Source organism: Bordetella ansorpii (genome assembly GCF_900078315.1).
In the GTDB taxonomy this organism is placed as follows: Bacteria; Pseudomonadota; Gammaproteobacteria; order Burkholderiales; family Burkholderiaceae_B; genus Bordetella; species Bordetella ansorpii.
In genome coordinates this window covers 341,261-353,681 of sequence record NZ_FKBS01000025.1, presented here as the reverse complement: position 1 = coordinate 353,681, position 12,421 = coordinate 341,261, and the positions used below count along the sequence as shown (strand labels likewise).

Here is a 12,421-nt window from a genome sequence, read left to right as displayed (position 1 = left end):
GGGCAGTGGTCCCGAGGAAGTCATGAGTCGTTCGTTGTTGCCTTTGGCCGGCGCGCTGTGCGCCGGGCTGGTGTTGGCCGGTTGCGCGGTCCAGAAACCCACTGCTTCCAAGCAGGCGGACGCGCCGGCGCCCGCCGTTGCGGCCGCGCCCGAACCGGTACGCTGCACGCCCGTGCGCAGCGATGACCCGATGGTCGGCACCTGGTATTCGGTGTCCCGCCCACGCGGCTTCGCAGGCGATCTCCAGGCCCTGACGGTGCTGTCGCCCGATGGCCGCATGACCTACGAAACCCAGATGAAGGTGGGCCGCAAGACCCGTCCCGCGCTGCGCGAATCCGGCTGCTGGACGGTGGCCGAGGGCGTCTACACCATGCGCACCACCGAATCCAATGGCGACGCCGTGGATGCGGCCGATCCCATCTACACCAACAGCTACCGCGTCGAGAAAGTCGACCGCAGCCAACTGAAGCTGCGCGAGATCCGCGGCAACGGCCAGGTGCTGGTCGCCAAGCGCATGTCGCCGGGCTATCGCCTGCCCAATTGATCGAAGCCCCGGCGCGGGAGGCTCGTCCTCTCGGACGCGGTGTTGCGCCTGTCCCGGCGCTCGCTGTCGCGCCCGCGCTGTACGCGCATTGCCGACTTAGGTCGCGGAACGTATTGCAGCTGAGGTAAGGTAGCGGACTTCCGCCATCTTCCTGCCCGCGCTCCATGTCCACGCCGTCCTCGGAAACCCGCGCCATCCTGTTGCTGGCCCTGGCGGCGTTCGTCAGCGCCTGCGCGTTCCGCATCTGCGATCCCATGCTGCCGCTGCTGGCTACCGAGTTCGGCACCACGACCGGCCAGGCGGCGCATGCCGTCACCTCGTTCGCGGTGGCCTACGGCGTGCTGCAGATGTTCTTCGGTCCGGTCGGCGACCGTTACGGCAAGTACCGCGTGGTCTGTGTGGCCACTTTCCTGTGCGCGTTGGGCAGCGCGGGTGCAGTGCTGGCCGGTTCGCTGGACCTGCTGGTGATCTGCCGAGCCCTCTCGGGCGCGGCCGGCGCGGGCATCGTGCCGCTGTCGATGGCCTGGATCGGCGACAACGTTCCCTACGAACGCCGGCAGGCCACGCTGGCCCGCTTTCTCACGGGCACCATCCTGGGCATGGCGTGCGGCCAGCTGGCCGGCGGCCTGTTCGCCGAAACCCTGGGCTGGCGCTGGGCCTTCGGCTCGCTGGTGATCGGCTATCTCGTGGTGGGCATGCTCCTGGTGCGCGAGGTGAAGCGCCAACGCGAGCAGGGCGCCTTCCAGGCGTCGCAGGCGGCGGGCGCGGGCGGCGGCTTCGTGGCGCAGGCGCGGCGGGTGCTCGGCGTGCCCTGGGCGCGCGTGGTGCTGCTCACCGTCTTCATCGAGGGCGTGCTGGTGTTCGGCGCCCTGGCGTTCGCCCCGGCCTATCTGCACGAGAAGTTCGGCCTGTCGCTGTCCCGCGCGGGCGCGGTGGTGGCCGTGTATGCGCTGGGCGGGCTGCTCTATACCGTGGTGGCCCAGCGGGTGCTCAAACGCCTGGGCGAGCGCGGCCTGGCCCTGGCGGGCGGCCTGGTGCTGTGCCTGGCCTTCCTGTTCTATCTGCTGGGGCCGTCATGGCACTGGGCCATCGCAGCCAGCGTGTTCGCCGGTTTTGGCTATTACCTGCTGCACGCTACTTTGCAGACCAACGCCACCCAGATGGTGCCCGCCGCGCGCGGCACGGCGGTGGCGTGGTTCGCGTCGTGCCTGTTCATGGGCCAGGCGGCGGGCGTGGCGCTGGCGGGCCCGGTGGTGGACGCCAGCGGCCCGGGCGTGCTGTTTGGCATCGCGGCGGGGTTGCTGCCGGTGCTGGGGTGGTTTTTTGCGGGGCAGTTGAAAGGGCGGGCAAGCCGCCCCGCTTGAGAGGCCAGCCGCCTTACACCGCCGCCAACCGCTGCAACACCAGCTCCTTGCCCAGCAGCGCCAGCACGGCATCCACGGCCGGGGTTTGCGCACGGCCGGTGATGGCCACGCGCAGCGGGATGGCCAGTTGCGGCATCTTCATGCCGCGGTCGGCCAGCACGGCCTTGATCAGCGCCGCGATGGCCTCGCGGGTCCAGTCGGTGTCCTGCGCGCGGGCGGCGAAGTCGGCCAGCGCTTCGCGGGCGGCCGGCGTCAGGTGCTGTTCGGCCAGTTCGGCGGGGGCGGGCGCGTAGGGGGCGCAGAACAGCATGGCGCTTTCGGCCAGTTGTTCCAGCGTTTCCGCGCGGTCCTTCAGCAGGCCGATGGCGCTGGCCAGGTCGACCGCATGCGGGTTGCCGCCGCGGCGGGCGATGCGCGGGCCCACGCGCGCGGCCAGTTCGGCATCGGCCATTTCTCGGATGTAGTGCGCGTTCACCCAGTTCAGCTTCTTGGGATCCCACTGCGAGGCCGATTTCGACAGGTGCTCGGTGTCGAACCATTCCACCAGCTGTTCGCGCGTGAACAGCTCGTCGTCGCCGTGGCTCCAGCCCAGGCGGGCCAGGTAGTTGACCATGGCCTCGGGCAGGTAGCCCTCGTTGTCGTACTCCATCACGTTGACCGCGCCGTGGCGCTTGGATAGTTTCTGGCCGTCCGGTCCCAGGATCATGGGCACGTGGCCGTACTGCGGCAGCGTGGCGCCCAACGCCAGCAGGATGTTGATCTGGCGCGGCGTGTTGTTGACGTGATCGTCGCCGCGCAGCACGTGGGTGATGCCCATTTCCCAGTCGTCGACCACCACGCAGAAGTTGTAGGTGGGCGTGCCGTCGGGGCGCGCGATGATCAGGTCGTCCAGCTCGGTGTTGTCGAAGCTGATCGGACCCTTGACCAGGTCGTTCCAACTGGTGGCGCCTTCCTGCGGGTTGCGGAAGCGCACCACGGGCTTGCGGCCTTCGGGGATGGCCGGCAGCGTCTTGCCGGGCTCGGGGCGCCAGGTGCCGTCGTAGCGGGGCTTGTCGCCACGGGCGCGGGCGGCTTCGCGCATCGCCTCGACTTCCTCGGGCGAGCTGTAGCAGTGGTAAGCCGTGCCTTTCTCCAGCATGCCGGCCAAGACCGCGCGATAGCGGTCCATGCGCTGCATCTGATAGAAGGGACCTTCGTCGGGCTGCATGCCCAGCCAGTCCATGCTGTCCAGGATGGCCTGGGTGGCTTCCTCGCTGGAGCGTTCGACGTCGGTGTCCTCGACGCGCAGGACGAACACGCCCTGGTGGCGGCGCGCATAGGCCCAGGAGAACAGGGCGGTGCGGGCGCCGCCCAGGTGCAGGAAGCCGGTGGGAGAGGGCGCGAAGCGGGTGCGGACGATGGGCGTTTGAGCAGTCATGGATGGCGTGCGCGGATGGCGGAAGCGGTGCTCCGCCATGGGTGTTGCGCGGCGGTCTTTGTTACGATGGTCGGTATTTTAGAGTAGCAAGCGAACCGCGCCATGTTGCGACACGCTCTCGCCCCGTTGTTCGAGCCCGGCTCCCTGCTCGTGGTGGCCGACCGTGCGCTTCCCGTCGCCTCCGTGCTGCCGGCCAGCGTGCGGTCGCGCACTACCCTCGTCGACTGTCCGCCGGGCCAGGCGCCCGAACTGCCTGACCGCTGCGCCGGCCTGGCCGAGGGCGAACGCCCCGACCTGGCGCTGGTCTGCGTCTCGCCGGCCGTCCTGCCCGAAACCCTGCGCCGGCTGGCGCCGCTGGCCCCGCGCGCCGCCATCCTTCTGCCGCACGAGCTGCCCGACCCCTATCCCGGCGGCACGATGGCGCTGTGCCGCGCCTGGGCCGAGGAAACCGGCTGCCAACTGCTGGGCCCGCGTTCGTTCGGCGCCCAGCGTCCGCATGCGGGTTTCAACTTCAGCCAGCATCCCACGCTGGCGCGCGCGGGCCGCGTGGCCCTGCTGGCGCAGTCGCGCTCCATCATGGCCGCGGTCATGGACTGGGCCGAGGACGTGCACATCGGCTTCTCTTTGACGCTGGCCTTGGGCGACACCGCGGTGGTCGGCCTGTCGCAGTTGCTGGACTACCTGGCCAGCGATCCGCGTACCGACAGCATCGTCATCTACCTGGAAGACGTCGGCCCTGCGCGCGAATTCATGAGCGCGCTGCGCGCCGCCGCCAGCGTCAAGCCCGTCATCGTGCTCAAGGCCGGCCGCGCCGATCCCGATGGCGCCGACGCGGTGTTCGATGCCGCCTTGCGGCGGGCCGGCGCGGTGCGGGTGCGCTACTTCGTGCAACTGTTCTCGGCCGTGAAGGTGCTGGCCTACAAGGCCCGGCCGCGCGGCCGCCGCGTGGCGTTGCTGTCCAACGGCAGCGGCCCCCCGCAATTGGCGCTGGACCTGGCCGGTCCCGATACCCCCATCCTGCGGGCCGAGCTGTCGCCCGCCACGCGGCGCGCGCTGGAGGGCATGCTCGAGCCCGACGCGCAGACCGCCAATCCGGTCATCACCTATCTGCCGCTCACGCCCGAGCGCATCCAGGGCATCCTGGACGTGTTGCTGGCCGATGCCGGGGTGGACGGCGTGCTGGTGCTGTTGGCGCCCGACGCGCTGGCCGACATGCCCGCCGTCGCCAGCCAACTGGCGCAGATCGCACCCAAGGCGCGCAAGCCGGTGGTGTCGTGCTTCATGGGCGATGCCGGCATGCGGCCGCTGCGCCGCATGCTGGACGACGCGGGCACCTCGGCCTTCCGCACCCCCGAGTCCGCCGCCGACGCCTTCGGCGTGCTGGCCACGCACCACTACAACCAGCAGTTGCTGCTGCAGACCCAGCCGCCCGAGCCGCCCAGCCTCGCGCCCGACATCGCGGGCGCGCGCGCCATCATCCAGCGCGTGCGCGCGCAGCAGCGCCTGGAGCTCGAGCCTGCCGAGGCGCGCGCCTTGCTGGACACCTTCCTGGTGCCCTTGCGCGCCGCCCCGCGCGACGTGCTGCCCAGCGAGCCCGAGTCCCGGCCCATGGCCATCCGGGTGCGGCGCGATCCGCAGTTCGGCCCCGTCATCCGCTTCGGTGCGGGCGGCGCCGACGCCGTGCTGTCGCCGGTCGATCGCGGGCTGGATCTGCCGCCGCTCAACAGCTTCCTGGCGCGCCAACTGGTCGAACGCAGCCGCATCTGGCGCCGCGTGCTGGCGCCGCAGGTCGGCGGCATCGCGGCCGAGGCCCTGCACCACGCGCTGGTGCAGGTCTCCGAGCTGGTGTCCGAACTGCCCGACGTCGAGTCGCTGGACATCGATCCGCTGTACGCGGGCGAGACCCAACTGCGCGCCGCCGGCCTGCGCATCGCGCTGTCGCGCGAGGCCGCCTGCGAGTCACCGCAGCAAAGCGGGTATCCGCACATGGCCATCCATCCGTATCCGTCGCGGCTGGTGCAGGTGCGGCGCTTCGAGGACGGCGCGCCGTGGGTCATCCGACCCATCCGCCCCGAGGACGGCCAGCCCCTGCAGGATTTCATCCGCGGCCTGTCGGAACGCTCGCGCTACATGCGCTTCGTGTCGATGATGCGCGAGCTGACGCCGCGCATGGTGTCGCGCTACACCCAGGTCGACTATCACCGCGAGCTGGCGCTGGTGGCCGCCACGCAAGTGCCCAATCCGGCCAACCGCGGCCATCCGCACGAAGTCATCATCGGCTTCGCGCACTATCTGCGCAATCCGGACGGACGCGGTGCGGAATACGCGTTGGTGATCGGGGACGACTGGCAGCGCCGCAAACTGGGCGGCCAGTTGATGCGTGCGCTGATCGACGCGGCGCGCGAGCAGGGGTTGGAGTACATCGACGGCCTCGTGCTGTCGACCAATCGCCCGATGCTGACGCTGATGACGCGCCTGGGCTTTACCAACGACGCGGATGCGGAGGATCCGACCATGCGGCGGGTGTGGCTGAGCCTGCGCTGAGCCGGGATGCGCGGCAGGCGCCCGGTGACGCGCAATGCCGCGGTCTTTGGGCCATGCATGCCGTATCGGCGTGGCGTCGGCTGAAGGGCTGGGCGATAGCGGGCCCGGGGCCCGCCGGCCTCAGCGCAGCACGCTGGCCAGGAACTGCGCGATGTCGTTGACCTCGGGCGCGCACACCGAGTGCGGCATGGGATAGGTGTGCCAGCGCACGTCGTAGCCCAGCGATTGCAGCGTCTGGCGCGAGGCCTCGGCGCGGGCCAGCTGCACCACGGGGTCGTACAGGCCGTGGGCCATGAAGATCGGCGTGTCCTGGTTGGCCGATTGGCGCTCGGCCGTGGCGGTATCGGCCAGCGGCAGGTAGCCGGACAGCGCGATCATGCCGGCCAGCTTCTCGGGCAGGCGCAGGCCGGTGTGCAGCGTCATCGCGCAGCCTTGCGAGAAGCCCGCCAGCACGATGCGTTCGGTGGGGATGCCGCGCGCGTTCTCGCGGCGCAGCAGCGCGCGCACCGCCAGTTCGCTGGCGCGGATGCCGTCGCCGTCTTCGCGGCGTACCAGGTCCTGGCCCAGGATGTCGTACCACGACCGCATGGCCATGCCGCCGTTGATGGTGACCGGCTGCACGGGCGCGTTGGGAAACACGAACCGCACGGCCGGCGGCAGTACGGATTGCAGCTCGGGCACGATGGGCGCGAAATCGTTGCCGTCGGCGCCCAGGCCATGCAGCCACACCACTGCGTGCGTGGGATTCGGGGCGGTCTCGATCTCGATGCAGTCCAGCAGGGGCAGGTCGGTGGTCATGGCGCGAAAGAAAGGAAGGCCCTTTGGGGCCAGGCGGATCGGCGTCGGATCAGGCGGTCAGCGATTTCAGGGCCTGGAAGAGGGCGCGGTACTGCTTGCGCTGCGGTTCCTGGCCCTGCGTCAGCGCGGCGTTCTGCTGCGCTTCCTTGCGCGCGGCACGGATGACGGCGCGCAGATGCTGGATGTCGGTATCGGGATATTCCTGCAGCAACTCGGTCAGGACGTCGTCGTCGGCCAGCAGGCGCTCGCGCAGGTTTTCCAGGCGATGCATGGCCGCGGTGTCTTCGCGCGAGCCGTTGCGCCACGTGTCGAGCTGGGCGCGGATGACGTCGGCCGGCGCGTCGCGCATCAGCTTGCCCACGAAGTGGGTCTGGCGGCGCAGGCCTTCGCGGCTGGTGGTGCGCTGGGCTTCGCGGATGGCCTCGTACAGGCGTTCGGCCAGCGGCAACTGCTTCAGGCGGTCGGGCGACAGCGCGATCAGTTCTTTGCCCAGGTCGAGCAGGGCGTGCAATTCGCGTTTGACCTGCGATTTGCTGGGACGGTCGTAGCCGTTTTCGTCGAAACCGTCGTCGTCGACGGAATCCTGATGTTGGGATTGCATGGAAAAAAGCGGGTTGTAGGCGGACTTGGCTATGATAACCGTCTCTGCAAATTGGACTGCAATGGTCAACTCTTCTTCTTCCCTGCCGGTGGCCGCGAATCACGCGCGTTTCAGCGAACTCGTCGAGAAGGTGCTGGACTACGCCCGGCGCGCCGGCGCCAGCGACGCGGTGGCCGAAGTCTCCGAAAGCCTGGGCCTGTCCGTCTCGGTGCGCAAAGACGACATCGAGACCGTCGAACAGACCCGTGACCGCTCCCTCGACCTGACCCTGTACGCGGGCCAGAGCCGCGGCTCGGCCTCCACCTCCGATTTCTCCGACGAGGCCCTGCGCCAGACCGTCGAGGCCGCCTGGCACATCGCCCGGCACACCGCGGCCGATCCGGCCGCCGGCCTGCCCGACGCCGACCGCCTGGCCATCGGCGACTATCCCGACCTGGCCCTGCACTACCCGTGGCAGGTGGGCACCGAGGCGGCCGCCGAGCTGGCGTTGCGCGCCGAGCGTGCCGCCCGCGCGCTCGATCCGCGCATCACCAACACCGACGGCGCCAGCGTGGGCACCTACGAAGGCCAGTTCGTCATGGGCAACACCCGTGGCTTCCTGGGCGGCTATCCGTATTCGCGCCACAGCCTGTCGGTGGCGCCCATCGCCGGCCGCGGCAACAACATGCAGCGCGACTACTGGTACACCTCCGAGCGCGACCCGGCCAACCTGGCCTCGCCCGAGGCCATCGGCCGCTACGCCGCCGAGCGCACCTTGTCACGCCTGTTGGCCCGCCGCATCCGCACGGGCAAGTTCCCGGTGCTGTTCGAGGCGCCGCTGGCCCTGGGCCTCTTGGGCGCCTTCACCCAGGCCACCAATGGCGGCGCGCTGTACCGCAAGGCCAGCTTCCTGGTCGACTCGCTGGGCAAGCCGGTGTTCGCCGATCACATCGACGTGGCCGAAGACCCCCACGTGGCGGGCGCCATGGGCAGTTCGCCTTTCGACGACGAGGGCGTGCGCACGCAGGCCCGCAGCGTGGTGTCGGGCGGCCTGCTCGAAGGCTACTTCCTGTCCAGCTACACCGCGCGCAAGCTCGGCATGGCCACCACCGGCAACGCGGGCGGCTCGCACAACCTGTCGCTCACCTCGCGCCTGACGCGCCCCGAGGACGACTTCGAGGAAATGCTGCGCAAGCTGGGCACGGGCCTGCTGGTCACCGAACTGATCGGGCAGGGCGTGAACTACGTCACGGGCGATTACTCCCGCGGCGCGTTCGGCTACTGGGTCGAGAACGGCAAGATCCAGCATGCGGTGCAGGAAATCACCATCGCGGGCAACCTGGCCGACATGTTCCGCGCCATCGCGGCGGTCGGCGCCGACACGATCGCGCGCGGCACCAAGCGCACGGGCTCGATCCTGATCGAACAGATGTCGGTCGCGGGCACCTGAGCCTGCGTCATCCTCGTGCGCCCGAGGGCGTCCCTGTTTTTCTGGGGGCGCCCTTTGCTCTTTTGCCACAAGGTTGGGCAAGATTTGAACAGCCGTGCTAGAATGATCGACTTTCCCTATTCACGACTTTGGCACGGGCGGGTAATAACGCTTTGGCAGGATCGTTGGCTGGCTGGCTGGTGGCTGGGTAGTAGCGTCACCGGCGGGCCTTGGAAGGGGGAAAAGGGCTCAGCCGATTTCCGGCGGGCTTTCACCTGAATGAACTAGGAACCATCATGAAGACCTTTGTGGCCAAGCCGCATGAAGTCCAACGTGACTGGTTTGTGATCGACGCCAAGGGCAAGGTCCTCGGTCGTGTGGCCAGCGAAGTCGCACACCGTCTGCGTGGCAAGCACAAACCTGAATTCACGCCGCACGTTGACACCGGTGATTACATCATCATCGTCAACGCTGCCGATATCGTCGTCACGGGTAACAAGTCGCACGACAAGAAGTACTTCCGCCACACCACCTACCCGGGCGGTATCCGCGAGACGAACTTCGAGAAAATGCAGCAGCGTTTTCCCGGCCGCGCCATCCAGAAGGCCGTCAAGGGCATGCTGCCCAAGGGTCCGCTGGGCTACGCCATGATCAAGAAACTCAAGGTGTACGCCGGTGCCGAGCACCCGCACACCGCTCAGCAGCCCAAGCCGCTGGAATTCTAAGGACACGCCATGATCGGTAACTGGAATTACGGAACCGGCCGTCGCAAGACCTCGGTGGCTCGTGTTTTCATCAAGAAGGGCACTGGCAAGATCGTCGTCAACGGCAAGCCCGTCGACGAGTTCTTCGCTCGTGAAACCGGCCGTATGGTCGTGCGTCAACCCCTGGTCCTGACGGGCCTGGGCGAATCGTTCGACATCAAGGTCAACGTGCACGGCGGCGGTGAAACCGGCCAGGCCGGCGCGATCCGCCACGGCATCACCCGCGCGCTGATCGACTACGACACCGCGCTGAAGCCGGCACTGTCGCAAGCGGGCTTCGTGACCCGTGACGCGCGAGAAGTCGAACGCAAGAAGGTCGGCTTCCGCAAGGCACGTCGGCGCAAGCAGTTCAGCAAGCGCTAATGTTCCCCAAAAAGGCCGCGAAAGCGGCCTTTTTGTTTTTGGCCCGGCGTGTCATACGCCTGCAGCACCCGGCACGGAACCTCGTGCTGTTCCTCCCGTCGGATCAGGGATATTTGCGGCACCGCCGCAACGCCCGCATCCTGAGCGATACTATCGGTCTACGTTTTTGGGGTCCTCATCATGGCTCAAGCATCGAACTCCCGCATCAAGGTTGGCATCGTCGGCGGCACCGGCTACACCGGCGTCGAGCTGCTGCGTCTGCTGTCGCACCATCCCCACGTCGAACTGGCCGCCATCACGTCCCGCAAGGAAGATGGCCTGCCCGTGGCCGATATGTATCCCAACCTGCGCGGCCACGTGAAGCTGGCCTTCAGTTCGCCCGAGAAAGCCAACCTGGCCGACTGCGATGTGGTGTTCTTCGCCACGCCGCACGGCGTGGCCATGGCCCAGGCCCAGGAACTGCTGGCGGCCGACACCCGCGTGATCGATCTGGCGGCCGACTTCCGCCTGCAGGACACCGCCGTGTTCGAGCGCTGGTACAAGATGCCCCATAGCTGCCCCGACGTGCTGGCCGAGTCGGTCTACGGCCTGCCCGAGATCAACCGCGAAGCCATCACGAAGGCGCGCGTCATCGGCAACCCCGGCTGCTATCCCACAACGGTGCTGCTGGGCCTGACCCCGCTGCTGGAAGGCGGCAAGCAGCTGGTCGACGCCCAGACCCTGATCGCCGACTGCAAGTCGGGCGTGTCGGGCGCCGGCCGCAAGGCCGAGGTGGCCACGCTGTTCTCCGAGGCTTCCGACAACTTCAAGGCCTATGGTCTGCCCGGCCACCGCCACCACCCCGAGATTACCGAGCACCTGGAGAAGATCTCCGGCGGCCCGGTGTCGCTGACCTTCGTGCCCCACCTGGTGCCGATGATCCGCGGCATGTTCTCCACCCTCTACGCCCGCATCCAGCCCGGTGCGCGCGACACCGATTTCCAGGCCCTGTTCGAGCAGCGCTACGCCGACGAGCAGTTCGTCGACGTCATGCCGGCCGGCAGCCTGCCGGAAACCCGTTCGGTGCGCGCCTCCAACACGCTGCGCATCTCGGTCCAGCGCCCGAACAACGGCGACCTGCTGATCGTGCTGGTGGTGCAGGACAACCTGGTCAAGGGCGCCGCCGGCCAGGCGGTCCAGAACATGAACCTGATGTTCGGCCTGCCCGAATCGGCGGGCCTCGACCACGTCGCCATCCTGCCGTAATGGCATGGGGAGGGCGTCTTCGGGCGTCCTCCCGCCGTAGATGCAAGATTCACACGCGTCATCCTCCAGCCGCCCGCGCTCGCCGCGCAGGGCGGCCCGCATTGCCTGGCTGGCTACCGTATTGGGCGCGGGTATCGCGCTGGGCATCGGTATCGCCTCGCGCTATGCCCAAGAGCCGCACAAGGGCATGGTGGTGCTGACCGAAGACCAGGCCAACGCGCAGCGTACGGCCATGCGCCAGCGCGACGCCGAGTTGCAGGGCCTGCGCACCCGGCTCGACACCACCACGGGCGAGATGGCCATCGAGCGCGCCGCCCGTCTCGAACTGGAAGAACAACTCAGGCTTTCGCAGGCCGAAGCCGGCCGCGCGCGCGACCAACTGGCGTTCTTCGAGCAACTGCTGCCGGCCGGCCCCGAGGGCACGGTGGATATCCGGGGCACGCAGATCGACCGCGCGGGCCAGGCGCTGGCCTACAAGGTGCTGCTGATGCGCTCGGGCCGCCCCGGCGACACGGCGTTCTCCGGCATGCTGCGTTTTCACGCGGTGGGCACCTTGAAGGACAAGAAGGCCGAGTTCGACCTGTTGCCCCTGCGGATCAAGGAAGAGCCCCCGGCGACGGCACCCGCCAAGCCGCAGCAGAAGCCCGCGGCAGCGGCAGAGGCCGACAAGGTCTCGCCGCTGGCGGTACATTTCGAGCAGTACCAACGCAGCCAGGGCATGCTCGAATTGCCCGAGGGATTCGTCCCCGAATCCATCACCGTCAGTGTGCTGGAAGGCGCCACGGTGCGGGCGTCGCGCACCGTCACATTGATTTTGAGTCCGACGTCGCCTGGGCTATAGTGGACACATACGGGCGGCCATGGCCGCTCCACCGAATTTGGCCTTCGCGGCCAGGAGTTTGATCATGAACGCTCTTACCGAAACCGTAGATCTGCAGGCCCCTCCGCCTGTTCCCCTCGTCTTCACCGACTCGGCCGCCGTCAAGGTCGCCGACCTGCTGGCTGAAGAAGGCAACCCCGAACTGAAGCTGCGCGTCTTCGTGCAAGGCGGCGGCTGCTCGGGCTTCCAGTATGGCTTCACGTTCGATGAAGTCGTCAACGAAGACGATACCGTGCTCGACAAGAACGGCGTGCAGTTGCTGGTCGATCCGATGAGCTTCCAATACCTGGTCGGCGCCGAGATCGACTACAAGGAAGACATCGAAGGCGCGCAGTTCGTCATCCGCAATCCCAACGCCACGACCACCTGCGGTTGCGGCTCGTCGTTCTCGGTCTAAGACCCGGCGATTGCGCCACGAATCAAAAGCCCCCGCGCACCGGAAGGTGTGCGGGGGCTTTGTTTTTCATCGCATTCGTGGCGCCGCATTCGGTGG

At 68.2% G+C, this 12,421-nt stretch carries 12 protein-coding genes; 9 read left to right on the top strand and 3 right to left on the bottom strand.

The window, feature by feature from the left end; translation table 11 throughout:
* The first annotated feature begins 22 nt into the window (after positions 1–22).
* Positions 23–544, top strand: coding sequence for a hypothetical protein (locus tag A7W11_RS19240; RefSeq protein WP_066417342.1), 522 nt, complete (start codon positions 23–25; stop codon positions 542–544).
* A 164-nt stretch (positions 545–708) separates the two neighbouring features.
* Positions 709–1,908, top strand: a complete 1,200-nt coding sequence (locus A7W11_RS19235) for an MFS transporter (protein ID WP_066417337.1) — start codon at positions 709–711, stop codon at positions 1,906–1,908.
* A gap of 13 nt (positions 1,909–1,921) precedes the next feature.
* Here A7W11_RS19235 and gltX read toward each other — a convergent pair whose 3' ends face one another.
* A complete protein-coding gene (gene gltX / locus A7W11_RS19230) occupies positions 1,922–3,325 on the bottom strand; it encodes a glutamate--tRNA ligase (RefSeq protein ID WP_066419251.1) in 1,404 nt (467 codons plus the stop codon).
* Positions 3,326–3,427: 102 nt separating this feature from the next.
* Here gltX and A7W11_RS19225 point away from each other — a divergent pair, with 102 nt between their 5' ends.
* The gene (locus tag A7W11_RS19225; protein ID WP_066417334.1) at positions 3,428–5,869 is read left to right on the top strand and encodes a bifunctional acetate--CoA ligase family protein/GNAT family N-acetyltransferase; all 2,442 of its coding nucleotides are present in this window, start codon (positions 3,428–3,430) and stop codon (positions 5,867–5,869) included.
* Between the two features lie 120 nt (positions 5,870–5,989).
* Here the strand turns inward: A7W11_RS19225 and A7W11_RS19220 are convergent, their stop codons facing one another.
* The gene (locus A7W11_RS19220) at positions 5,990–6,667 is read right to left on the bottom strand and encodes an alpha/beta hydrolase (RefSeq protein ID WP_066417328.1); all 678 of its coding nucleotides are present in this window, start codon (positions 6,665–6,667) and stop codon (positions 5,990–5,992) included.
* Positions 6,668–6,716: 49 nt separating this feature from the next.
* Complete coding sequence (gene yjgA / locus A7W11_RS19215) at positions 6,717–7,268, bottom strand: ribosome biogenesis factor YjgA (RefSeq protein ID WP_066417325.1); 552 nt, start codon at positions 7,266–7,268, stop codon at positions 6,717–6,719.
* Between the two features lie 61 nt (positions 7,269–7,329).
* On the opposite strand from yjgA, the gene pmbA reads away from it, so the two are divergent.
* The 6 genes from pmbA (at position 7,330) to erpA (ending at position 12,325) form a co-directional block, all read left to right on the top strand.
* The gene (pmbA, locus tag A7W11_RS19210; RefSeq protein ID WP_066417324.1) at positions 7,330–8,697 is read left to right on the top strand and encodes a metalloprotease PmbA; all 1,368 of its coding nucleotides are present in this window, start codon (positions 7,330–7,332) and stop codon (positions 8,695–8,697) included.
* 275 nt (positions 8,698–8,972) lie between these two features.
* On the top strand, positions 8,973–9,401 hold the full coding sequence (gene rplM, locus A7W11_RS19205) for a 50S ribosomal protein L13 (RefSeq protein WP_066417323.1): 429 nt from the start codon (positions 8,973–8,975) through the stop codon (positions 9,399–9,401).
* A gap of 9 nt (positions 9,402–9,410) precedes the next feature.
* Positions 9,411–9,803 carry a 30S ribosomal protein S9 gene (gene rpsI / locus A7W11_RS19200; protein ID WP_066131685.1) on the top strand — a complete coding sequence of 131 codons (393 nt, stop codon included), beginning with the start codon at positions 9,411–9,413 and terminating at the stop codon, positions 9,801–9,803.
* Between the two features lie 180 nt (positions 9,804–9,983).
* Positions 9,984–11,048 (top strand): N-acetyl-gamma-glutamyl-phosphate reductase, encoded by a 1,065-nt coding sequence (gene argC / locus A7W11_RS19195; RefSeq protein WP_066417313.1) that lies wholly within the window; start codon positions 9,984–9,986, stop codon positions 11,046–11,048.
* Between the two features lie 40 nt (positions 11,049–11,088).
* Positions 11,089–11,889: a DUF6776 family protein gene (locus tag A7W11_RS19190; RefSeq protein ID WP_066417310.1), complete on the top strand. Its 801-nt coding sequence runs from the start codon at positions 11,089–11,091 to the stop codon at positions 11,887–11,889.
* A 64-nt stretch (positions 11,890–11,953) separates the two neighbouring features.
* Positions 11,954–12,325, top strand: a complete 372-nt coding sequence (erpA, locus tag A7W11_RS19185; protein ID WP_066131691.1) for an iron-sulfur cluster insertion protein ErpA — start codon at positions 11,954–11,956, stop codon at positions 12,323–12,325.
* Positions 12,326–12,421: the final 96 nt, after the last annotated feature.